This is a genomic window from Psychroflexus sp. MES1-P1E, assembly GCF_002836055.1.
Lineage (GTDB): Bacteria > Bacteroidota > Bacteroidia > Flavobacteriales > Flavobacteriaceae > Psychroflexus.
Genome location: NZ_PJBS01000160.1, coordinates 21,498 through 45,180, shown reverse-complemented (window position 1 = coordinate 45,180; position 23,683 = coordinate 21,498). Strand labels below are relative to the sequence as shown.

The window sequence follows — 23,683 nt, the reverse complement described above, 5'->3', positions numbered from 1 at the left end:
GCCTGAACTTATCTATCTAGCAGGATTAACGTTTCAAGATCTCCATAAAAGATAAACGATGGGCTTTGAGTTTCCGTTGGCGTGATAAACTAAACAATCCTGATGCTTCCTGACCGCATAACAAGTCTATGAAACGCTCTTGTATAGCAGAAAAGCAAAGTTTATTTAAAACCCTAAACCTGCCTGAGTTTATCTCTTAGGCAGGTTTATTTAGATCTCTATGAAAGTTAACAATAAGTCTCTGTGCAGACCTAGATCATTTATTACTCTGTGTCCCTCGTTTTAGAGATTTAGGGGTCTTATACCAATTGAGCTAAAAACATACAGAGAAAGATTAAATATCGTCGTAATCTACCACCACTTTTGCAGAGGTAGGTTGAGACTGGCAGGTGAGCACAAGCCCTTCCTCTATCTCATCATCGGTTAAGATCTGATTTTTTCTCATCTTCACTGTCCCTTCTTTGATTTTGGCCACACAAGAGCTACAAATTCCACCCTGGCAAGAATACGGTGCATCGATATTCTGTGCTAATACCGCATCCAGAATTAGGTCAGTTCGATCCATAGATAACTCAAATTCTTCATCGTCCACGATAACAGTAATTAAGCTTTTGCCATCGGTAACGGCCTCCACATTTCCCTCTGATTTTGAAAAAAACAATTCATGCTTGATCTGGTCACCTTTTACACCAGTAGCTTTTAGAGTCTCTTCTATAGTTTCAATCATAGCTTCTGGACCACAGAGGTAAAATTCTGAAAACTCGAAACCATCGTATTTATTTTTGATGACATAATTAACGGTAGATTTTTCTATTCTACCAAATTGAGCTTCCCCTTCTTGGGTTTCACTATAAATAAATTCAATGAAAAAACGCTTTGGAAATTCTTTCTGAAGACTGAGGAGTTCTTGTATAAAAATGGTCTGCTCTGGAGATTTGTTTCCGTATACCAATACGAATCGTGCAGAATCAGATTTAGATAGTACCGTTTGAATCATAGACATAACAGGCGTAATCCCACTTCCTGCAGCAAAAGCTGCAAACGTTTTATGATCTAGCTGTTGAGGCAGTAGAAATTTTCCTTCAGCAGGGTGAACCTGTATTGGATCTCCAACCTTTAGTTGAGAATTCACATAGTTGGAAAATTTACCATCCGGAATAGCTTTCACTACAATCCCTAAATCCTTTCCCTCTTCAGAAGAAATTGAATACGATCGTCTTACTTCTTCTCCATTGATATTGGTTTCTAAGGTTAGATATTGCCCTGCTTTAAATTGAAATTCTGAATTTAATTCAGAAGGAACGTCAAACAGAATATGAACCGCTTTATCGGTTTGTCTACTGATTTCCTTTATAGAAAGTTGGTTATAATGTGCCATTAATTTTAATTTTGACTGCGAAAATACAACCTCATAGAAATTAGCTCTAAAAAAGAGCACTATTTTAATGTGGATTTAAGTTTTATCATAGAAATCCAGTTTTTAAAATTAAATTTGAAATACAAAATACATACATTTTTATGACCCACAAATCTTTGATTTCCTTGTTTGCTATTCTTTTATCATGTCTTCTCTCTTCAGCACAAGATGCTAAAGTGAAAGTCGCCAAAAAATGGGCTACTGAAAAGGTAGAATTCCACAAAATTACTGGAGATTCTCTGGAACTTATTCTTGAGGATTATCAAAGAAATATGAATCTAGATTCGGTATGGAGATCTCAACTGATCAATCAATCTTATTCTAAGCGAATGGAAATGCTCATAAAAGATAGTTTAGAGTCCAGTGAGGTCATAAAAGAACTTCCCACAGAACTTCTTAAAGAAAGATTAGCCACTTTGAATGCTAAAACACCATTCAACATAGAATACAACGAAAGCTTGGAAAGTGTTATCAGTTATTTTTTAAAACGAGAAAAAGAAGGTACAGAGCGACTAATGGGATTGAGCAAATTTTACTTTCCTATGTTTGAAGCCACTTTAGATAAATACGATGTGCCTTTGGAAATGAAGTATTTGGCGCTGGTAGAATCTGCCTTAAATCCTAGAGCAAAATCTAGAGCTGGTGCTACTGGCTTATGGCAATTTATGTACAGTACAGGCAAAATGTACGACCTTGATGTAAGTAGTTACGTCGATGAGCGAATGGATCCTGTGGCTTCTACCGAGGCTGCTGCACAATACCTTAAACGCTTATATCTGATGTTTAACGATTGGGATTTGGCGCTAGCGGCCTACAATTCTGGTCCTGGAAATGTGTCTAAAGCCATACGACGCAGTGGTGGCGAAACCAACTATTGGAAACTGAGACGTTATTTGCCTAGAGAGACCGCTGGTTATGTTCCTTCTTTCCAGGCTATGCTTTACATGTATGAATATGCGGAAGAACATGGCTTTAAACCTGAGCGACCAAAAACCATCTATTACGGAACAGATACTATTAGAGTTAAAAAGATGATCACTTTAGACCAAATTGCTGAAGTAACTCAAACAGAAAGGGAGTTTATAGAGTTTTTGAATCCTAGCTACAAGCTAGGAATTGTCCCCTTTGAAGATGATAAGTCATACTACATTAGGCTTCCTTATGCCAAGTCTGGGTTGTTTGTTGCCAACGAAGATAAAATCTATGGGTATGCAGAAGAGCAATTAGCCAAAGCTGAAGACTCTCTTTCACAATTCTATAAAGTGGAAGACAAAATTAACTACTATGTGAAATCTGGAGATTTCCTAGGGCGAATTGCTTCGAAATTTAGAGTGAAAATTAGTGAAATTAGAAGTTGGAATAATCTATATAATAACTCTCTCAGTATTGGTCAACGTTTGGTGATATACCCTAGAAATACCACAGCAATCGGAAAAACAAAATCATCCAGTAAAAAATCAAATACTGAAACTTCTTCCTCAACCGATTCTAAAATTTATAAAGTAAAACCAGGAGATTCGCTTTGGATCATTTCCAAAAAATACCCAAATTTGAGTGTAGAAGATTTGAAAAGCCTTAATCAACTTAAAAGTAACATCCTTAAACCAGGGATGACCCTTAAAGTTTCCAAGGGTTAGAAATAAGCTCTCAGCTGAACACTTCCGGTATGAATGGCATTGGCAGTTTCGCTCTTTCTCCCAAAGTAAGTTAAATTGAGGTCTAGGAAATCTGTGATTTTCTTCTGTAGAAATAGGGACCAAGTGAAATTATCGTTGGGCTGCAACCCCTCTAATAGCTGATAGGCGACAGGCGAAAATGCACTGCCTTCAAATTTATTTTGAATGAAATTCACCTCCCCATTAATACTGTATTTCTGAGCGTTATTAAGCGTAAAAGACAAACCGAAGGTTTGCTGGTCTAAGGATTCCATTTCGCCGAGCTGGTTTTTATTTTTAGACAATTCATAGAAGACATCAAAGCGTTTATCACCTAACAGATAGGACACTTTTGGATTAAGATTAAAGCCCTCAATTATAAAATTTCTATTTTCAAATCGATCCGAAAAACTTTCAGAAGAGTTGATATTCTGAGTTAAGGTAAGCAACCAGCTTTCTTTAAAATTATGAATAAATTTGAGTTCATGTAAGGTATTCGAATTTTCTTGGAGTCCTAAGAGACTTAAATTTTTGGTCGTGTTCTTGGTGAAATTGTAAGAGGTTGTGAACTTTTGTAAGCTTCTATTAAAGAAAATAATATTTCTAAACGTCGTATTTTCTCCTAGCACCTCTTGACTATCATCACCAAATGGATTTAAGCTTAACGCATTGCCCTCTTTTCTCAATTTTTTATCCAAAAGCAAAGAGGTTTGGTTATAAAATTTGGACGCTAACTTCTTAAATCCCCTTTCGTTTTGCCACTTGAGGAAGTTGAGGGTAACCTGCTGGCTTAGGCGAGTTTGATTGGTACTCACAAACACTTGATTGGGCAAAAGAATTCTAACGTACCTCCCCTCATCTTGAAATTGGGCAATTTCAAACTCATTGAGTTCTTGGATGCCATTTTCATTATAATCTATCCACGTATACTGCCCTTGACCAGGTTCCACCTCAACATAAGAGAATTCTTGCTGGGCAATGCTTCCGCTATTGGTTTCGTAAGTAGTATTGAGATTGACAAGTCTATCCCATAAATTTTGAGAAAAGGTGACTCTGGAGTTAATACTTTGCTCATCTTCTCGATCTTCTTCTGCAAATTTTAGATTTCTTAAATTAGCAAAAACTCTAAGGGCTGTAGATTTAGAATTGACTAGTTGCGAACGCATAAAATAATTGCTGGACGTGTTTACACTCTGCAAGACATTGGCACGTAAACTATCATTTTGACGATATCTATGCCCTAATTCTATATACACATCGGTAGAATCTCCAACCCCAGAATAGACCTCGTAACTTGAAAATCGCTGAGTATTAGCAGTAAATTCTTTACTATCCACACTCACTTCTTCATTATCTTCCAGATCATATCGAAATCCAGACCAAAATTTACCAAAATCATAAATCCCAGACAGAGTTGCCCTCGCAAACTTAGAGGTAAGTCGAGAAGATTCACTATCCAAGTAACTTGCCTTGGCATTTATACTGAGCTTATCTAGAACTTGCCTCGTCATTAAAGAATGTTTTAAACCTTTAAACTCATTTGTGTAGTCTAAACGTTGAAAATTATATTGAGTGTGGCTTGAAGCATTGTTTTGAAAATCGAACCCCATATCGACAAAAAGCTGATCTCCTGTAGGATCGAATAAATTCCAATCTCTTATAAATTCAACATTATAAAGTCTTTCCAAACTAGAATAGGAATCTTCAATAAAGTTCAAATTACCAAACACATCAAGCTTTTTGTTAGCCTTAGATTTAAACAAGCTTTGCTTAACTGACACTTGGGCAGCTAAGCCTCTATTATCCTCTTGGTCCAGATCCGAGAATAAATTATCGTCGGTATTGCTCGCCGCCACTTCAAACTGGATATTGGTATTCTCAGAAGGGGAATACTTACCGTTCACCATTGCAATTTGGAGCTTGGTGGGAGCAAACAACCTTACAACAGGTTCAAAATTTCCTTGAGAAATTCCATCAACTGGAGGTATGTATTCATAAATATTGGCAATAGCATTTTGACTAGAAAGCACATAATTTCCTTGATTAGATCCTAGGTTGGTAAACCTTACATTAAACAATTCAGCTTCAGAATCATTGGAAAAAACAAAAATCTCTTCTCCGTTTTGAAGCTCCTTGACGTATAAAATCCTGTTTTCTGAATATTCTGAAGGGACTGCACTTGGTGCAAACATTTCACTTTGATTATCTCCTGCGTCTTCTAAAGCATTCACCTGCTCATCTGTAAGACTTTGTTGTAAGGGCTGATTTTTAAGGTCATTTTCATTATAAAGAAACCCGTTCAGTTGAAGAGATTCAGACCTAAATCTAGAGCCAGTTGTAGCCACAATTCTAGAGAAATTTCGATCGGAAACTTGGTACTCTACCACGATTCTCATTTCTGAAGTTATAGGAAACGTGGAATTAAAAATTATTTCACCGGCATTATAATCAATGAGATAGTCTTCATTCTCTCCTCGAGAGAGTTGTCTGCCATTCACAAAAACCGCTTCACTACCAGAAATAATCAACACAAATAATTCCCCACTTTCGCCGACTAGTTTATAAGGACCTTGATTTCCCTCCTGAGCAGTCAATTCACTTCTTGTAAATACACCTCTCACCAAAGCGCCAGCAGCGTAAACTTCTGTTTGTCGTTTTTCATTGCCTACATCGGCAGATAGTAATAAACCTTGTACTCGTTTGGTGTAGGAGGCGAAAAAAGATTCGTTTTCTATTAAATCAATATCGCCAGCTCGTATTCTCCATTTATCTGACTCCAATTCTATAAAGATTTGATCGAACTCATCCAGCTGTTGAGTATATCCTCCAGATTGTGTGGGGGCATTATCATCTTGAATGGAGGCTCGAAGAGTCACATTCTCAGAAATTTTACCAGAGATCTGCAAGTCAAGCTCCGACCTTACCACTGCATTTTGGTTATTACCCACGCTAATCGCTCTCGAAATACTACCACTCGTATTTAGTCCCGCGAAGGGTACAAAATTACTAGGTTGCCTTTCTTGCTGCAATTCGTATAAATTGTCGACAGGATTACCGATGTCTACAATAAGCTTTTCATCCAAGCCCTTATAGGTTTTGGTGAGAAACTCAGGGTATTTAAAGTAAGTCATTAATAAACTGTCCCGTTCCATTTTCAATTTGTAAGAAGGAATTAATCGGGAGCCTGGAAAATCGATTGTATATAAAGAAGGGTCAATAATAAGGCTATCTGTAGACTGAACTTTAAATTGAAATGGGCTTATACTTACTTCTTCTAGCTGTATGGTGTCTTTTACGGAGAAAGTTTTTACGACTAGTCCCGACTGTCCAAATAAGGAAGAGAAACCTAAACATAAAAACACACCTAAAAGATATCGCCTCATGTCTGTAAAACTAAAGCTTTACTAAAATATTTTAAAGTCTTGTGAAAAAGAAATCGGAAAGCGGAAAAAAGTTTCTAAAAACACAAAGCCTCGGTTTTAAAAAAATCCAAGGCTTTGATAATTAACCAATCTATTATGAAAAACTTCATCCTATATCAAATATAGGATTTAAGTCCTATTATCGAAACAATAAACAAGCTAAAGTTTTACTAAAATCGAGAATTAACTGTCAGAACTCTCATTTACAGCAGGTTGCCAAAAATACTTTTTAAAATTTTTAATTTGATCGTTTTCTATCTCCAATCCTTCTTCTTCCAGTAGCTTTTGCATGACGCCTTGGCCGGGAAAATGATGCTTACCTGTTAATACGCCATTTCTATTTACAACTCTATGCGCTGGTAAATCTCGATCTAACTTTACGCAAGCATTCATGGCATATCCGACTGTACGTGAACTTTTGGCAGCTCCTATCGCTTTAGCTATAGACCCATAACTAGTTACTTTGCCTTCAGGAATCAAAGCTACAACTTCATAGACCTTTTCAAAAAAATCTGATTTTGCCATTTATATATGAGATAAGCGAATCCAAGACACAATAACAAGAATCAACATTAATACCGCCATAAAATAGTTAGAGTACCTCTTAAATAATTCTGTCTTCCCATCTATTTTCATAATAAAAATCACATATAGATAAAGAGTGGATAGCGTTCCTAAGGCCGCTGTTATCGCAAAGAAAATATCGTTCATAAGACTGAACTTTATCTCGAAATTATTGCTTAATAAAGTAGACATAAGGACGAAATAAGGTATGGGGAAAATATTAAGGGATGATACTAAAATCCCAGTAAAAAAACTCTTGGTCCCTGTTCTTTCTTTAATGCTTTGCTTATTTTTCTTACGGTTGGCTGAAAGCAGGAAATAAATGAACATTAAAATTAATATCGCAATACCCGTTTTAAGAAACATACTTTTCACATAAGGATGTGAAAAGATATATTTTGAAATTACAACAGCTAATAAAGCCTGGAATAAAACTACAGAAGAAGCCCCTAAAGCCATCAAGGTTCCATTTCTACGCCCTCTTTCTAAACAGGTTTTAGCTACGCTCATGTTGACTAGACCTGGCGGGACCACACCGACGAAAGCGGCAAGGTAAGTTAATATATAGATTTGAAAATAGTCCAAGATTAAGGTTATGGTTTAAGTCTAAATTTTAAGTAAGTTATCAATTTATTCTTATCCAGATACTGCTGCTCATAAAAAGTCTTGATCCCTACTACTTCTTCTGGAGCTTCATGATTTACATAAATATTATGGTGAGCATATATGATCTCGTGTCCTAAGCCTTCTAAAATTCCTAGCGTATAGCCATGCATAAATTCGCTATCTGTCTTCAGATGTATAATCCCTTCCTTAGTTAAAATATGCTTGTATTTCTTTAAAAACTGAGGATTGGTCATCCTATGCTTGGTGCGTTTCCATTTGATTTGTGGGTCGGGAAAGGTAATCCAAATTCCATCCACTTCACCTTTAGCAAAAACTTGATCGACTAACTCGATTTGAGTTCTTAAAAATCCTACATTGGACAAATCGCCCTCCAAAGCGGTTTTAGCTCCTTTCCAAAATCTAGCCCCTTTTATATCTATACCTAGATAATTACAGTCCTTGTTTCTTTTAGCAAGCCCCAGGGTATATTCCCCTTTACCACAGCCTAATTCTAAAATTAAAGGCTTATCATTTTTGAAAAAATCACGTTTCCATTTCCCTTTAAATTGGAACTCCTCATCTACAATTTCAGATCTCAAAGGTTGAATGACATTATCAAATACCTCATTATCCTGAAATCGCTTTAGTTTATTTTTACTACCCACGTTTTTGCTGAAATTTTCAGGTAAAATTAGTTAAATTTACCGATACACAAAATTAAAACCCTTGGCCTTTCCTACTCATGTTCTTGTTGCCCCTCTCAATTGGGGATTGGGCCACGCCTCAAGATGCATTCCTATTATAAATTACTTTTTGGAACAGGACGCTAACGTTAGTATAGCCTCCGATGGGGCGGCCTTAGAGCTTTTAAAAGGAGAATTCCCAAACCTAAACAGCTTAGAGTTAAATTCCAGCCAAGTCGTTTATTCTAGCTCTGGTTTTTTCTTTTATCTGAAATTGATTCTGCAAGGTCATGGTTTAAAAGAAAGAGCCAAAAAAGATGAGATACTGGTTGAGAGTTATGCTGAAAAAAATCATGTCGATTTGATTATTTCAGATCACAGATTTGGAGCTTTTTCAAAACCGATAAAGTCGGTGATTATTTCTCATCAATTACAGTTTAAAGCTGGACTATTTTCCAGAGCATCATCTTTTATGAATGCAAAGTACCACAATCGTTATGACGAAATCTGGATTCCAGATGCTGAAGTCACTTTTGATTTGAGTGGTGTCTTAAGCCATTCTAAACAAATTGAGGTCCCAACCCAAAGAATTGGTGTTTTAAGTCGGTTTTCTAAAATAGAATCTCCCGAAGATATTGATTACCTAGCCGTAATCTCTGGACCAGAGCCTTTGCGAACCTCTTTGGAAAAATGTTTGATTACAGCTTTCCAAGGTCTCTCCGGTAAAAAAACAGTTATAGTAAGAGGGGTCTATAACATAGAGTCTTTAAAGGACTTCCCCAACATTAGCTTTTACAATCATTTAAAATCTAAAGAACTCAATGCATTAATCTGTAGGAGCAAGCTAGTCGTATGCAGGTCTGGATATTCTTCGGTTATGGACCTCGCTTGTTTGGGTAAGAAAGCCTTTTTTATACCAACACCTCACCAAGGAGAGCAAGAGTATCTGGCTAAGCGGCTTGAAAAACTGGGCATTGCTCCTTATTCAGATCAGGAAAATTTCAAGGTTTCAGATCTCCAAAAGGTAAGTCAGTATTCAGGCTTTAAAGCTGACGAGCATCTTCGATTTCCTCTTCAGACATTTCGTCGGACATTGGAAGGGTAAAGGAGAACTCGCTACCAATACCATAAACGCTTTCTACAAAGATTTGTTCATTGTGAGCCTCAATAATATGTTTCACGATAGATAAGCCTAAGCCAGAACCTCCTTCTCGTCTTGAGCCTGTTTTATCTACCCTAAAAAAACGCTCAAAAAGGCGTGGAATATTTTCCTTCTCGATACCTTCTCCGTTATCGGTAACTCTAAACATGACTTTGCCTCCCTCCAGTTGTTCTAAACTGATTTCAGAAGTGCCTCCTTTTTTTCCATATTTGATAGAATTCACAATGAGATTGGTAATCACTTGTTGAATTCGTTCTTTATCTGCTTTAACAAAAGTGAGCGGGTAGTCTTTATCGAATGTAAGACTGATTTCTCTTTTGTTAGATTTCATTTCTAGCAAATCAAAGGCATTCTGGGTTAGCTCCAAAATATTAAAAGTCTCGATATAAAGATTGAGGTCACCAGTTTCTAGTTTGGTGATCATATCCAAATCTTTCACGATATAAATTAATCGGTCTACCCCTTTACTAGCCCTGCTAAGGTATTTTTTTCTAACTTTTTTATCTTTTATCGCTCCATCAAGGAGGGTGAGAATATAACCTTGAACCGTGAATAAGGGCGTTCTAAGTTCGTGAGAAACATTTCCTATAAATTCCTTTCTGTAGTTTTCTCTTACTTTTAGGGTTTCAATCTCCAATTTTTTACCTTTTGCAAATCGTTCAACTTCCTCGGTAAGAGTCTTTATATCTGATGTGACCCTTTGATTACCAACTGCCGTTTGGTCTAAGATAGAAACACTATCATAAATCGATTTAACTCGTTTATAAATAAAAAATTCGATCCTTAACTGAATAATTAAAAAGGAAAATAAAAGACAAAGCAAAGCAAAAATAAAAATAGAAACCGGATCGATTTCTAATTTGATATACTCGTATAACGCAATAAGGCTGGATAGAAAAATGGTGATATACGAAGAGGTGTTTAGCGCAAACTTATAAGACCTTTTTAATTTTTTACTCATTCATGTACAAACTTATAGCCAACGCCTTTCACTGTTTTGAATTTATCGTCGCCCAATTTTTCTCTCAACTTTCGAATGTGAACATCGATGGTCCTTCCACCAACCACAACTTCACTTCCCCAAACGGTATTCAAAATATCATCTCTTTTGAATACTTTGTTTGGTTCTGAAGTGAGTAAAGATAGCAATTCAAATTCTTTTCTTGGCAAAGTCATTTCTATGCCATCACTGGAAATTTTATACTCATCACGGTTGATCACGATTCCTCCAATTTTATAGATGTTCTTTTCAGAAACATTGGACTTAAATCGCCTAAGCAAAGCTTTTACTTTACTCATCAACACTTTAGGCTTTACAGGTTTGGTTATGTAATCGTCTGCACCCGCATCAAATCCTGCCACTTGAGAATAATCTTCTCCTCTAGCCGTTAAAAAGGTAATAACGGTGTTTTCTAGGCCTTTGGTCTCTCTAATTTGTTCGCAAGCCTCTATCCCATCCATCTCTGGCATCATCACATCCAAAATTACCAAATGAGGCTTTTTCTTTTTAGCTTTTTTTACAGCTTGGACGCCATCTTCCGCAGTAATCACTTTGTAGCCTTCAGCATTGAGATTGTAACTCAATATTTCCAAAATATCCGGATCGTCGTCTACAACAAGGATAGTGATGTCAGATTTCTTCATGTAGTTTAAGTTTTGATAATTACAAATTTAGCAAATTGAATATTAGCATAAAGTTAAGGTTAGTACCTATTTAAATGTGGTGCCACAATAAATCGTTTTTACAAAACAAATTCGACACCTGCCATTTTGCTTGCTTTTTATCAAAAAACAACGCAGCTATCCTAATTAATTCTAGCTTTAATGAATCAAAAAACCTGTGCTGAGCTACGTCGTAGTATAATTCAATTTATTGACACGACATTATAAATTTAAATTGGGGTGAGGAATAAAAAAAGCTGCTCTAAATGGAGCAGCTTTTGGCTAATTAGTAGTAAAAAATATTAAAAACTGAAGGAGTAACCTAAAGAGATTTCTTGACCTGGATCTCTTCTAGAGTAAGTTCTAGAATCAGCCTGAAAAGAATTATAATTGGTTTCAATCACATCCCCTAAGATGTTGCTAAATCCAAAGTTGACAGAAGAATTTTTTTCTTCTCCAAAAGCTTTTGAAAGTCTAAAACTCATATTATGAAATGGCTGCGTAAAAGCATCTGGGACATTTCTAATCCCCACAACTTCTAAGGTTTCCCCTTGAACGTTATAGAAGAGTCCCCCTTGCCATCCCTTATTTACGTCATCATATCGAAGGCCTAAGTTGATAAGATAAGGAGATTGTCCTTGCAAGTCTCGCTCATTATCAATAGTTTCTCCATCTCTAGCAGCGAGACTTCTAGATTCAAATTCTTGTTGAGACATTTTTACAACAGATTCGATAATAGTGAAATTTGCATTCACACTGAAATTTTTCAGGCTTTCAGCTATAAAGCCGAAATTTTTTCTTATTTCTAATTCAGCACCATAAACATCCGCAGAGTTTACATTTTGTGGCTGTAAATTGTTAGGAGCTTCAGGAAAAGCAACCAGTTCGATAGGATCATTAAAAGCTTTGTAAAAACCGCTTATCGCAAAAAGTTGCCCGTTTTCTCCATAGCGCTCATATCTTACATCAAAATTGTTAATATAAGAAGGCTGTATATCAATATTACCTATAAAGGTAATATCACTTAAAGGATCGAATATTTGAGCAATAGAAGCCTCTTTAAAAGAAGGTCTTGCTGTGGTTTCGTAATAAGAAGCTCTTAAATTAGTTTCCTCATTTAATTCATAAATCAAATTTAAAGAAGGAAAAAGATCGGATGCATCTAAAATCTTTTCTTCATTCAAATTTAGAGTTCCTTGATTGTTTTCCCCAGTATAAGTCAACTGATAATTTTCAAACCTAAGACCAAAAACACTTTTTAACTTATCAGTAATTTTAAACTCTTCAGAAACATAAGCAGCGGCAACATTTGAATAGGACTCAAAATTATTGGCTGGTTCGAAATTACCTTGAATATAAGAACCACTATTCGTCTCTGAAACCCAGATATTTTCAAGTAATAATAAGTTATCAGGATTTCCATTTACAGGAGTATTACTGTTCCCTTTCAAAAGAATATTGTAATTATTAATTCTAAAATCTCTTTGCTTAAACGTATTGGCAGCTCCAAACTTTAAGTTGGCCACTCTTCCAAAAAGTTGATGTTTTTTTGTGAGGTCTAATTTACCAGCCAGATTGATTTCTTCAAGATTCCTCCAGAGTCGCTGAGGGGCACCGGCTGTACTAGGGCGTATAGAGAGATTATTGTCTCCAATAACTTCAAATGGAGTAACCCTCACATCCTTGTCATATATTCTTGAGAAACTTGGAGACAAAGCCCATTCGGTTTCCCATGAAGCATCTTCATTGACATGAGACCCGGTCAAACTTAAATTTGTAATAGATTTTTCTGTATATTCAATATTATCTCTTACCACTTCAATATCGTCTTGAATAAATGTAAAGGTTCTAAACTTAGCAGCTCTAGAGACACCATTTTGAAGGTGCAAAACATTAAAACTATATTTTGACTTTTCAGTTTTAAAAGAAAGTCCAACCAAACCACTTAATAAAACATTATTAGTTCCTACATCTCCAGTTTGAGTCCTATTAGGAGTTAATTGGGTATCCGCTAAATCTATAGGTTTAAAAAAGAAATTTTGCTCCAATTGTTCAAAATACTCAGTTGTATTACGGTAAGATACATTGGCTTGGTAGCCAAGTTTATTACCCTCTCCAACATCGTAATTGTTACCTGCAGATAAACTTAGGTTGAAATTTGCTGGGCTTGTTGTTCTATCTGCAGCAAGTTTTTTATCAAATTGATTGGTTATATCCGTAATACTTTCTCCGTTATCGTTTAATCCATCTCCTACTGGTGCAGGAATATCTAAATTTTCTGAAACGGGTAAATCGCGATTACCATTATCAAATCCTAAGAAATCGGTTGGAGATGAACTCCCCTGTAGATAATTTGAGTTGAAATGCATATCAAAATTATAAGAGCCTCCCACGCTTAAGCTGTAGGTTTCTCTAGAGGGGAAGTCCTTAGTTACGATATCTACAACACCCCCAGTGAAGTCTGCAGGCATATCAGCACTAGCTGTTTTTGAAATGATTATGTTTTCAATAATATTGGAAGGAATGACATCCATTTGAAGCGTATTTCTATCAGGATCAAGCCCAGGGATATCCATTCCATTAAGAATAGATTTGGTATAGCGATCTCCAAGTCCTCTTACATAGACATACTTCCCCTCTTGTACTGAAACTCCAGGGATATTTTTAACTGCTGAAGCGACATTGTTTGCCCCCGTTCTTTTGATACCTTCGAAAGACAAACCATCAGTCACTTTTATAGATTTCCTTTGCAAGTTCAATACTGAAGCTTCAGTATTTCGTCTAGCAGAGACGGAAATAACAACTTCCGCTAGACTATCTGCTGCAGAATTAAGAGTGACATCCACGCGGGTGGTTTCATTTGCTATCACTACCACTTCAGTGATTTCTTTGGCTTGATAACCCACAAATGAGAAGGTTACAGTGTAAGTGCCAGGTTCTAAAGATATAGTGTAAAACCCGTCAAAATCTGAGGTACTTCCTTTATTTGTCCCGTTAACAGTAACATTTGAAAAAGGGAGCACATCATCTAATTCACCATCTAATATTTTACCCTCAATCGTTCCATTTTGAGCGGAAATAGTTTGAATTCCGAATCCAAAAATTAAAACAACAACAAAGTTCAAAAAAATTCTATACATATACCTTAAATTATAAATTATAATAATATTGCCCGGTTTTAAAAAAGCCGAGCAATATTTTGTTGGTGAGCTTTAAGTTTTAAAACTAGAATCCTAAAGCAGAAGCTGCTACAGAAACCCATGTCCATCCAAATACTCCTAAATTTGCACCGATAGTAGCGTCGGCTGTACTGCTTCGTTCAGTTACAAATCCATTTTGTCCTACAGCATCGTCTTGAAAAGTAGTTAGTCCAGATGAATCTGTGAATAGTGTTGATATATCAGCTACCCCAGCTGATGGTACAATTTCGATATCTGAAAAAGTTAAATTACCAGCATTATAGTTATCTGCAACACCTTGGTTATCTTGTAGTGTGAAGTTAGACGTAGGAAGACCGCCTACTAATAATATATTTTTGTTAGTTCCCATAGCACTAGATCTGAATTGAGCAAACTCTCTTTTGCCACTAGTCCCATTTTCAGCTGAATCGTCTGAAAATATAGTCACGTTTTCTAGTGTATACATCCCTGTAGCAGAACCCTCAGGTCCATCTATTTCTATACCGTGGTCAGATACATTTGTCATTACAATTGCAACATTACTCACAGTACCGCTATAAGCTTGGTCGATATCTACAGAATCATCTCCTACTCCCCAAACAACAATGTTTGAAACGTCTACAGTTCCCCCGAATAATTCAACACCGTCATCCAAGTTAGCAATCACTTCTATATGATTTATAACTGTACCATTACCAACACCTCCAAGTGTTAAACCATTGATTTCGTTACCTTCTCCAATATTAGCACCACCGTGACGTATTGAAATGTACTCTATATTTCCTGAACTATCAGAGGGGTCGTTACCTCCATATAATCCAAATCCAGATCCAGCAGGAATTCCTTCGATCAATTCTTCAGTAGCATCACCTTCAAAAGAAGAAGGAGCATTTCCTAAAACGATAACTCCACCCCAAAGGCCTCTGTCATTTACACTTAAATTAGGACTTACTGTTTCTCCTGACACTATTTCATCCAGTACAGTAGTGAAAATAATTGGCTCTTCTGCAGTACCATTTGCATTTAAAGTTGCATCTCTGTCAACAATTAATGCAGAGGCTTGAGTTTGTGCTCCTTCAGCTCCCTTAATGACAGTTCCAGCTTCTATAGTTAATGTAGCTCCACCATCTACGACAACTTTACCATCTAATATATAAACGTTCTCTTTGGACCAAGTTTGATCTTCATCAATAGATCCAGAAATTGTTATTTCTTCACCTACAACAGGTGGAACAACAGGTAGTGCATCATCACTTGAACAAGAAGCCATAATGATTGAAGCAATAAACACTGCAGATAAAATTATTTTTTTCATTTTGATAAATTTATTTTTTGTTTAATTATTAATGCAAACTTAGAAGCAAACTGAAGTAACCGTGTTATCTCGATGTTAACAAAAGCTTTCATTTAGATTAATAGATTCTTGGTTTATTAATACTGGCTTAACCTTGTCTATTTTGAATTTTAAAACTCCCTCATATACTGGGTTTAAAGTTTACCGAAGCCTTAATTCATTGATAGTGTGATAAAAAGCTTTTTATTTTTATAAAATTTGTGTTATTTTTAAGTAGACCTTAAAAAAACTAGTATGAAAAAAATTACTTTTTATTTGTTTTAATGTTCTCCTCTTTTGCTTTTGCGCATAATCCTGTTATAACAGGTTATATAGATTCTACCTGTCCTAATACCGAGGGTAGAACTCAGGAATTTTATGTAGAGGGCAGTGTCGATTTTACAAAATGGAACATCGTGAGACAATCTAATGGAGATGGATTTACCACCAATATTGATATCTCGGCTTTAGGAACTGCAAGTGATGATTTTTTTAAATTACGAATGACGAGACTATTCTCCTACAAGAATTTGGTATCTCAGCTAATATTCTTGTCAATGATTCTATAAATAGTAACGGCAATAGTGGTTTCCAAATTATCAATCTAGACGATGTGGTCATCGATAGGTTTGGAGAAGAAGGAATTGACGGATCCAATACTGTCTGGAATCACTTATACCAAATTAAACCTATATAATAAATGGTGCAACTCCAAATGCAAGTAATTTTAATCCTTTAAACTGACTTTTTGGAGGTGTTGACCTTCTGGAGGGGAAAGGCCTTTGTAACGGAGGAGATGAATTCGATACTGCGATGCCCTTTGGTACGTTTAGTTCTACTGGTAGCGGAAATGCTTCTATAGTAGACAGTCCATAGGTTTCTAGCTTATTTTATTTTGAAGGAAATTTTGACCCGTCAATGCTGAAGGATTATTTATTATTCAAGGCAAATCTTACAGAGAACATCACCGTCACCTCCTCTGCAAATTTTGTACTATCGCTAACGTCTCAAATCACATTCTCAAACTCCCTAAGCTTAACACCAACTAGTGAAGAAGTTCCCGCTACTGAAATTTTTTCAAGATTACAGACCGTCTGTGGAGTTTTATCATGGGGGTATAAGGATGGCTGATCCTATAAGCAAGACAATTCAGGGCCATATGGAGGAACCTTTGTCCTTAACAATTGGGAGTTTAGTGGTACTGGTGAAAATGATGATGACACTTCACAAGGTGCTGCTACAAATCCATGGCCGATCGGACCCTTTACGACAACTTTAGGTCTAAATAATTTTGACTCTGCCAGCATTATAATTTATCCAAACCCAGTATCTAACGGAGTATTGACTGTAGAATCTTCAACATCAGATGATTTTGAAGCTCAGCTCTTTAATATTCTTGGACAACGCGTGTTAACTTCAAAAGCTTCGGGATCTATAAATATATCAAACTTCAATGCAGGAGTTTACCTTATAAGAGTGATTTCAGGAGCCTCTTTTGTTACGAAAAAGATTGTTATAGACTAAACTGAAATACTTTTAAAACTAAAGTACCCTTTCTACAGGGTGTTTTTTTATTACTTTTGAAGTCAATTGATATATATGACTTCTGTCTTTCCTTTTTCAATACAATCAGAAAAAGATTTTCAAACTATAGCTCTAAAGCTTTTTAAAGAACAAATTCAGTATAATTCTGTCTATAAGGAATTTTGCAGTTATTTAAACATCAGAGAACAAGAGGTTCAAACCTTGAAGGAAATCCCTTTTTTACCCATCGAATTCTTCAAAACTCACCAAGTCAAAACGAAAGAGTTCACTCCTGAAATGACTTTTTTGAGCAGTGGAACCACTGGGCAACAGCAAAGTCGACATTACGTTAAGGACCTTAGAGTTTATGAGGATAGCTTTATTCATACTTTTGAGGAAGCTTATGGTTCTATCGAAGACTATGTCATTTTAGGCTTACTACCTTCCTACTTAGAAAGAGAGGGATCTTCGTTGGTATATATGGTAGATCATTTTATAAAAAGAAGCACATTTAAAGAGAGTGGCTTTTATTTAGATGAAATAGAACAGCTTTCGGAAACACTTCAAAAAATAGACGATGCAGGGCATAAGGTATTACTTATAGGAGTTTCGTTTGCTCTATTAGATTTAGTTGAAAATAAAAAATTTCAGTTGAAGCACAGCATTGTGATGGAAACAGGAGGTATGAAAGGCAGACGTAAAGAAATGATTCGTAAAGAACTTCATGCCGTTCTATCCAAAGGTTTTGGTGTAAAGAACATTCACAGCGAATATGGTATGACAGAGCTCCTGTCTCAGGCCTATTCTCAAGGACAAAGCAAATTCCAGTGTCCTGACCACATGAAAATTATGATCAGAGATACAGAAGATCCCTTTCACTATCTTAGCTTAGGCAGTACAGGTGGTATTAATGTGATTGATCTGGCCAATTTCAACTCATGCCCTTTTATCGCCACTCAAGATCTTGGCAAGCAAATCAACGACACAGAATTTGAAATCTTAGGACGCTTCGATCAAAGTGATATTCGAGGTTGTAATTTGCTGGTTCTCTAATGAAATAAGATTTAGCCCTAAACTTTTCAACACGTTAATTTATCCCTAAGAAATCCTGTAAAATAGCATATAGAATAAATAAATAGATCGTAAACTTGTATATTTGCATTTAGATTAAATCTTAATTAGAATTTTTATAAGTGTATGAAACTCAATAAAGACGACATAAAAAAAGCTCTTGAAACTATAACTGTTGCAGGAGAAGGGCAAAATATAGTAGAAAGCGGAGCTTTACAAAATATTGTCACTTTTGGCGATGAGGTTGTTGTAGATCTAAAACTATCTACTCCTGCCTTACATATTAAGAAACGTGCAGAGGTAGATGTAATGAAAGCTATCCACAAACACGTTTACGCAAAAGCTAAAGTCGAAGTAAAAATAAGTGTGGAGGCTAAAGAGAAAAAAGCCACTAATGAAATAAAAGGTAAACCCATCCCTGGGATCCAAAATATTATTGCCGTAGCCTCTGGTAAAGGAGGTGTAGGAAAATCTACAGTCACTGCAAATCTAGCGGTAACTCTAACTAAGATGGGATTTAAAGTAGGACTTTTAGATGCTGATATTTACGGCCCATCTGGTCCAATAATGTTTGACGTCGCTAATGAAAAGCCACTTTCGGTAACTAAGAACGGTAAATCCAAAATGAAGCCTATTGAGAATTATGGTGTCAAAATATTATCGATAGGGTTTTTTACCAAACCCGATGAAGCCGTGATTTGGAGAGGACCTATGGCAGCGAAGGCTCTCAACCAAATGATTTTTGATTCAGATTGGGGAGAACTTGACTTCTTATTAGTTGACCTCCCCCCAGGAACTGGAGATATTCATTTATCGATTATGCAGTCCATGCCCATTACAGGAGCTTTAATTGTAAGCACCCCACAAAATGTGGCTTTGGCAGACGCAAAAAAAGCAGTGTCTATGTTTCAACAGGAAAGCATAAACGTTCCAGTTTTAGGTATCTGCGAAAATATGGCCTATTTTACTCCAGAGGAATTACCTGATAACAAATACTATATCTTTGGAGAAAAAGGAGCTAGATATCTTGCTGAAGATATCGGAGTGCCTTTTTTAGGTGAAATTCCATTGGTACAAAGTTTAAGAGAATCAGGTGATATCGGTCGACCTGCAGCCTTGCAAGATGGAACACCACTTAGTGAGTCTTTTAAGGAATTGACAAAAAACACGGTGCAAGAAGTAGTGAATAGAAATAAGAACTTACCGCCTACAGATGCCATTAAGATAACAACCATGGCGGGTTGTAGTGCAATTAAAAATAAGAAAATATGATGACTGGTCAAGAATTAAGAAAAACAGTAGAGATTGCTTTAGATGAAATTCGTCCTTTTTTGAAAAGTGATGGTGGAGATATCGAGCTTTTATCTATTGAAGACGACTCACTGGTTAAAGTTCAACTTTTAGGAACTTGCGTAGACTGCACAGTCAACCAAATGACCTTAAAGTCTGGAGTAGAGATGACGATAAAAAAATATGCTCCTCAAATAAAAGAGGTTATAAATGTGACGGTAGGTCAATTTGCTAACAAATAAAGGTGAAATTCTTTAATTTTTATTCAACTGTTACTTTAAAGTATGATTAAAACTGATATTCTAATTATAGGCGCCGGTCCAACAGGACTTTTTGCAGTCTTTGAAGCCGGTTTATTAAAGCTGAAGTGTCATATCATAGATGCCCTACCACAACCTGGTGGACAATTATCCGAGCTTTATCCAAAGAAACCTATTTATGACATTCCAGGATTTCCTGAGGTGAAAGCTGGGCAACTAGTCGATAATTTGATGGAGCAAATCAAATCTTTCCAGCCAGGATTTACTTTGGGCGAAAAGGCTCAAGATATAGAAAAGCAGGAAGATGGAAGCTTTATTGTGACTACAGACCAAGGAACACAACACCATGCCCCTATCATTGCCATTGCTGGAGGTTTAGGGAGCTTTGTACCTAGAAAGCCACCTATTGCTAATCTTTCTCTGTTTGAAAATAAAGGAGTTCACTACATGGTAAAAGATCCTGAGAAGTTCAGAGATAAGTCTGTGGTTATTTCTGGCGGTGGAGATTCCGCTTTAGATTGGAGTATTTACTTGGCAGATATTGCCTCTGAAGTTACTTTAGTCCATAGGCGAAATGAATTCAGAGGGGCTCTAGAGTCTGTAGACCGTGTGAAAGAACTAAAAGACATTGGTAAAATAAAATTGATTACCCCAGCAGAGATTGTTAATGTATATGGAAACGAGCAATTAGAGTCCGTGACTATAAGGATGAACAATAATCCTGAAGAGGATTTCGAATTAGATACAGATTATTTTATTCCATTATTTGGTTTATCTCCTAAATTAGGTCCTATAGCCAACTGGGGGTTAGAAATTGAAAAGAATGCTATAAAAGTCGATAACACCTTAGATTATCAAACCAATATCCCTGGAATATACGCTATTGGAGATGTGAATATTTATCCTGGAAAATTGAAGTTAATTTTATGTGGTTTTCATGAAGCTACGCTTATGTGTCAAAGTGCTTTTCGAAGAATCCATCCTGATAAACGCTATGTGATGAAATACACAACAGTAGGTGGTGTGACTGGATTTGATGGGACCAAAAAAGAAGCCCCTAAAGCCGTAGTTAGAAGTATTGATTAATGGTATGTCATAAATAATCTCACCTTGCTAGGAACAATCTTAGCAAGGTGTTTTGTTTAAAATCATCATAGAAGTACTCAACATGTATCTACAGACACAGTGCTTTTGTTTACCAAATTAACCTTTGATTGGAGATTTCTTATGGATGTAAAAATTACAATAGTCGATCGGGAAGGAACATCCCACTTAGTTGATGCTCCCACAGATATGGCTATGAATCTCATGGAGGTTATTCGTTCTTATGAACTTGCTCCTGAGGGCTCTATTGGCATCTGTGGTGGCATGGCAATGTGCGCCTCTTGCCAGTGCTATATACAATCTATCACTCCACTTCCAGAAAAAGGAGATGAAGAAGAAGCTATGCTAGCTGAAGCTTTCTATGTTGAAGATAATAGTAGATTAAGCTGCCAGCTCCCTATTACTGAAGATTTAGAAGGCCTTAAAGTGGAATTAGCTCCTAGTGAGGAGTAAAAATCATCCCTCTAGCTCCCTCCAAAGGAGGGAGAAATTCACCTATCCCCCAAAGGGAAAATAATTTTCACTCAGTTTCTTTTCTCCTCACCTTTGGGGGTAGGGTGGGGATTTTCCCCTTTCCTTGGGGAAGGGTTAGGGATGGGATTTGGGATGATGAGGCTTTTTTTTAGGCAATAGCCTTGTAGTAATTTATTTCTTTAGCGATCCCGTTCCATAAGCCTAACCTCTTTTCTAAAGCTTCTCGTGAGCAAACCTCTACTTCTTTCCACTTCTGCTTATCTGAACCACACAACTCTGTGATTAATTCTAAGGCCATAGGACCGTGTTCGTCTGCATCCAATTCAATATGCCTATCGAAATAGTATTTAAACAAACTTAAATCCTCTTTTGGAAAGTTCTTTTGTATTTCACCTATGATAGAGGTAAACATATCTGGAATCAATTCTTCTCTACCAAATGTAAAACAAGCAGCAATCTCATGAGGTTTGTTTCTTTTGATAACATTAAATGTAAACAACATAAATTCTTTGACTGAAATCGGTAAATCGCTAGTAGAGATTACCGAAAAAATGTCAGTCCCTTCTTGTATTTGGTTAACAAACTCATGAATGACTTTAGTTGAGGATTCAGCCTTTTTCATGGCATCCAAATACATCTCAAAGTGACTTTGGCGCTCACCATAAGAATTGAGGTCTGTTTCTTCTGCCAAGACAATTTCATTTATAAGATATCTATGCTTTGGATTTCCTATAGGAACCCATGGTGAAGTCGTACAGGTGAGTTGTGTTTGAAGCGACTTTAATAAGGACATAAAATCCCAAACTGCAAAAACATGGTGCTCCATAAAGATTTTTAAATCCTGTGGGCTCTCAACATCTTTATATAACATGTGACCCATAAGTTGGTCTCTTAACTCTTTTAAACTTACTTGTACTTCATCAACCTGATTCATCTTTGTGTAATTTATACAAAAATAAAAAAACCAGTTAAAACAAGTTCAACTGGCTGCAATTTTTATATTTTCTTTAAAAGATATTCTACTTATTTGAAAGCAGATAGACCTGTAATGTCAAGTCCTGTAATCAATAAGTGAATATCGTGAGTTCCTTCGTAAGTAATTACACTCTCGAGATTCATCATATGGCGCATGATGCTATAGTCTCCTGTAATTCCCATTCCACCAAGAATTTGCCGCGATTCTCTGGCAATATGAATAGCCATTTCTACATTATTTCGTTTAGCCATAGAAATTTGAGCAGTAGAGGCTTTTCCTTCGTTTTTCAACTGACCTAATCTCAACGCCAAAAGCTGTGCTTTTGTAATTTCAGTAATCATTTCAGCTAGTTTCTTTTGTTGTAATTGAAAACCAGCAATAGGTTTTCCAAATTGAATACGTTCTTTGGCATACCGCAGAGCAGTATCGTAACAATCCATAGCCGCTCCAATAGCACCCCAGGCTATACCATATCGAGCTGAATCTAAACATAACAATGGCGCTCCTAAGCCACTTTTACCTGGAAGCAAATTTTCTTTAGGAACTTTTACATCTTGGAAAATCAATTCACCAGTTGCAGAAGCTCTAAGGGACCATTTGTTATGAGTTTCAGGAGTGGAAAACCCTTCCATACCACGCTCTACAATAAGTCCATGAATTCTACCTTCTTCGTTTTTAGCCCAAACCACAGCAATATCACAAAATGGGGAGTTGGAAATCCACATTTTCGCTCCATTAAGTAAATAATGATCTCCTTTATCTACAAAATGAGTTGTCATACCACTTGGATTAGAACCATGATCAGGTTCGGTTAACCCAAACGATCCCATAAACTCTCCTGAAGCTAATTTTGGTAAGAATTTCTTCCGCTGCTCTTCAGTTCCGAATTCATAAATAGGAAACATAACCAAAGAAGATTGAACAGAAGCTGTAGACCTTACGCCACTATCACCACGCTCTATTTCTTGCATGATTAAACCGTAAGAAATCTGATCTAGTCCAGCACCGCCATACTCTTCTGGAATGTAGGGACCAAAAGCACCAATATTTGATAACCCTTTGATGATTGACTTTGGAAATTCTGCTTTTTGTGCAGCCTCTTCTATAATTGGACTTACATCGCGCTTTACCCAGTCACGAGCAGCTTGACGAATCATCCGGTGTTCTTCGGTGAGCAAATCGTCGATTTCATAGTAATCTGGAGCTTGGAACGTATCTTGTCTCATAATTTTTTTTCAAATGTTGTTCACAAATTTAATGAATAGAATTATGAACATCTGTGAAGCTTTGTTATTATTTTG

21 protein-coding genes are annotated in these 23,683 nt (G+C 36.4%); 10 read left to right on the top strand and 11 right to left on the bottom strand.

Going from position 1 to position 23,683, the window contains the following annotated elements; translation table 11 throughout:
* Positions 1-334: 334 nt before the first annotated feature.
* Positions 335-1,378 carry a ferredoxin--NADP reductase gene (locus CXF67_RS06930; RefSeq protein WP_102088090.1) on the bottom strand — a complete coding sequence of 348 codons (1,044 nt, stop codon included), beginning with the start codon at positions 1,376-1,378 and terminating at the stop codon, positions 335-337.
* A 140-nt stretch (positions 1,379-1,518) separates the two neighbouring features.
* On the opposite strand from CXF67_RS06930, the gene CXF67_RS06925 reads away from it, so the two are divergent.
* Positions 1,519-3,054 carry a lytic transglycosylase domain-containing protein gene (locus CXF67_RS06925; RefSeq protein ID WP_102088089.1) on the top strand — a complete coding sequence of 512 codons (1,536 nt, stop codon included), beginning with the start codon at positions 1,519-1,521 and terminating at the stop codon, positions 3,052-3,054.
* Here CXF67_RS06925 and CXF67_RS06920 read toward each other — a convergent pair.
* The 4 genes from CXF67_RS06920 to trmB all read right to left on the bottom strand — a co-directional run bounded on the left by CXF67_RS06920 (position 3,051) and on the right by trmB (position 8,329).
* Entirely contained in the window at positions 3,051-6,455 is a 3,405-nt protein-coding gene (locus tag CXF67_RS06920; protein ID WP_102088088.1) for a hypothetical protein, read from the bottom strand. The genes CXF67_RS06925 and CXF67_RS06920 overlap by 4 nt on opposite strands.
* 222 nt (positions 6,456-6,677) lie before the next feature.
* A complete protein-coding gene (locus CXF67_RS06915; protein WP_102088087.1) occupies positions 6,678-7,019 on the bottom strand; it encodes an MGMT family protein in 342 nt (113 codons plus the stop codon).
* Positions 7,020-7,643, bottom strand: coding sequence for a LysE family translocator (locus CXF67_RS06910; protein ID WP_102088086.1), 624 nt, complete (start codon positions 7,641-7,643; stop codon positions 7,020-7,022).
* Between the two features lie 8 nt (positions 7,644-7,651).
* Positions 7,652-8,329: a tRNA (guanosine(46)-N7)-methyltransferase TrmB gene (gene trmB, locus CXF67_RS06905; RefSeq protein ID WP_102088085.1), complete on the bottom strand. Its 678-nt coding sequence runs from the start codon at positions 8,327-8,329 to the stop codon at positions 7,652-7,654.
* Between the two features lie 61 nt (positions 8,330-8,390).
* On the opposite strand from trmB, the gene CXF67_RS06900 reads away from it, so the two are divergent.
* Positions 8,391-9,452: a glycosyltransferase gene (locus CXF67_RS06900; protein WP_102088084.1), complete on the top strand. Its 1,062-nt coding sequence runs from the start codon at positions 8,391-8,393 to the stop codon at positions 9,450-9,452.
* Here CXF67_RS06900 and CXF67_RS06895 read toward each other — a convergent pair.
* The 4 genes from CXF67_RS06895 to CXF67_RS06880 all read right to left on the bottom strand — a co-directional run bounded on the left by CXF67_RS06895 (position 9,391) and on the right by CXF67_RS06880 (position 15,665).
* The gene (locus CXF67_RS06895; protein WP_102088083.1) at positions 9,391-10,470 is read right to left on the bottom strand and encodes a sensor histidine kinase; all 1,080 of its coding nucleotides are present in this window, start codon (positions 10,468-10,470) and stop codon (positions 9,391-9,393) included. The two genes, CXF67_RS06900 and CXF67_RS06895, sit on opposite strands and share 62 nt — an antisense overlap.
* Positions 10,467-11,153, bottom strand: coding sequence for a response regulator transcription factor (locus CXF67_RS06890; protein ID WP_102088082.1), 687 nt, complete (start codon positions 11,151-11,153; stop codon positions 10,467-10,469). Before CXF67_RS06890 ends, CXF67_RS06895 begins: the two co-directional genes overlap by 4 nt.
* Positions 11,154-11,473: 320 nt before the next feature.
* Complete coding sequence (locus tag CXF67_RS06885) at positions 11,474-14,311, bottom strand: TonB-dependent receptor (protein ID WP_102088081.1); 2,838 nt, start codon at positions 14,309-14,311, stop codon at positions 11,474-11,476.
* An 85-nt stretch (positions 14,312-14,396) separates the two neighbouring features.
* The gene (locus CXF67_RS06880) at positions 14,397-15,665 is read right to left on the bottom strand and encodes a hypothetical protein (protein WP_102088080.1); all 1,269 of its coding nucleotides are present in this window, start codon (positions 15,663-15,665) and stop codon (positions 14,397-14,399) included.
* Positions 15,666-15,967: 302 nt separating this feature from the next.
* Here CXF67_RS06880 and CXF67_RS18735 point away from each other — a divergent pair, with 302 nt between their 5' ends.
* The 8 genes from CXF67_RS18735 to CXF67_RS06850 all read left to right on the top strand — a co-directional run bounded on the left by CXF67_RS18735 (position 15,968) and on the right by CXF67_RS06850 (position 21,385).
* Positions 15,968-16,252 carry a hypothetical protein gene (locus CXF67_RS18735; RefSeq protein WP_257984618.1) on the top strand — a complete coding sequence of 95 codons (285 nt, stop codon included), beginning with the start codon at positions 15,968-15,970 and terminating at the stop codon, positions 16,250-16,252.
* Positions 16,253-16,601: 349 nt separating this feature from the next.
* Positions 16,602-16,814, top strand: coding sequence for a hypothetical protein (locus CXF67_RS18730; protein ID WP_257984617.1), 213 nt, complete (start codon positions 16,602-16,604; stop codon positions 16,812-16,814).
* Between the two features lie 210 nt (positions 16,815-17,024).
* A complete protein-coding gene (locus CXF67_RS18725) occupies positions 17,025-17,207 on the top strand; it encodes a T9SS type A sorting domain-containing protein (RefSeq protein ID WP_257984616.1) in 183 nt (60 codons plus the stop codon).
* 75 nt (positions 17,208-17,282) lie between these two features.
* The gene (locus tag CXF67_RS06870; RefSeq protein ID WP_102088079.1) at positions 17,283-18,260 is read left to right on the top strand and encodes an acyl transferase; all 978 of its coding nucleotides are present in this window, start codon (positions 17,283-17,285) and stop codon (positions 18,258-18,260) included.
* Between the two features lie 144 nt (positions 18,261-18,404).
* Positions 18,405-19,550: an Mrp/NBP35 family ATP-binding protein gene (locus CXF67_RS06865; protein ID WP_102088078.1), complete on the top strand. Its 1,146-nt coding sequence runs from the start codon at positions 18,405-18,407 to the stop codon at positions 19,548-19,550.
* Positions 19,550-19,810 carry a NifU family protein gene (locus CXF67_RS06860; protein WP_180957915.1) on the top strand — a complete coding sequence of 87 codons (261 nt, stop codon included), beginning with the start codon at positions 19,550-19,552 and terminating at the stop codon, positions 19,808-19,810. The genes CXF67_RS06865 and CXF67_RS06860 overlap by 1 nt, the downstream gene beginning before the upstream one ends.
* 42 nt (positions 19,811-19,852) lie before the next feature.
* Positions 19,853-20,914 carry an NAD(P)/FAD-dependent oxidoreductase gene (locus CXF67_RS06855; protein ID WP_102088076.1) on the top strand — a complete coding sequence of 354 codons (1,062 nt, stop codon included), beginning with the start codon at positions 19,853-19,855 and terminating at the stop codon, positions 20,912-20,914.
* Positions 20,915-21,055: 141 nt separating this feature from the next.
* Positions 21,056-21,385, top strand: a complete 330-nt coding sequence (locus CXF67_RS06850; protein WP_102088075.1) for a 2Fe-2S iron-sulfur cluster-binding family protein — start codon at positions 21,056-21,058, stop codon at positions 21,383-21,385.
* Positions 21,386-21,554: 169 nt separating this feature from the next.
* On the opposite strand, the gene CXF67_RS06845 is transcribed toward CXF67_RS06850, so the two are convergent.
* Both CXF67_RS06845 and CXF67_RS06840 read right to left on the bottom strand, forming a co-directional pair.
* A complete protein-coding gene (locus CXF67_RS06845; protein ID WP_102088074.1) occupies positions 21,555-22,340 on the bottom strand; it encodes a DUF3050 domain-containing protein in 786 nt (261 codons plus the stop codon).
* An 89-nt stretch (positions 22,341-22,429) separates the two neighbouring features.
* Positions 22,430-23,608: an acyl-CoA dehydrogenase family protein gene (locus tag CXF67_RS06840; protein WP_102088073.1), complete on the bottom strand. Its 1,179-nt coding sequence runs from the start codon at positions 23,606-23,608 to the stop codon at positions 22,430-22,432.
* Positions 23,609-23,683 lie beyond the last annotated feature (75 nt).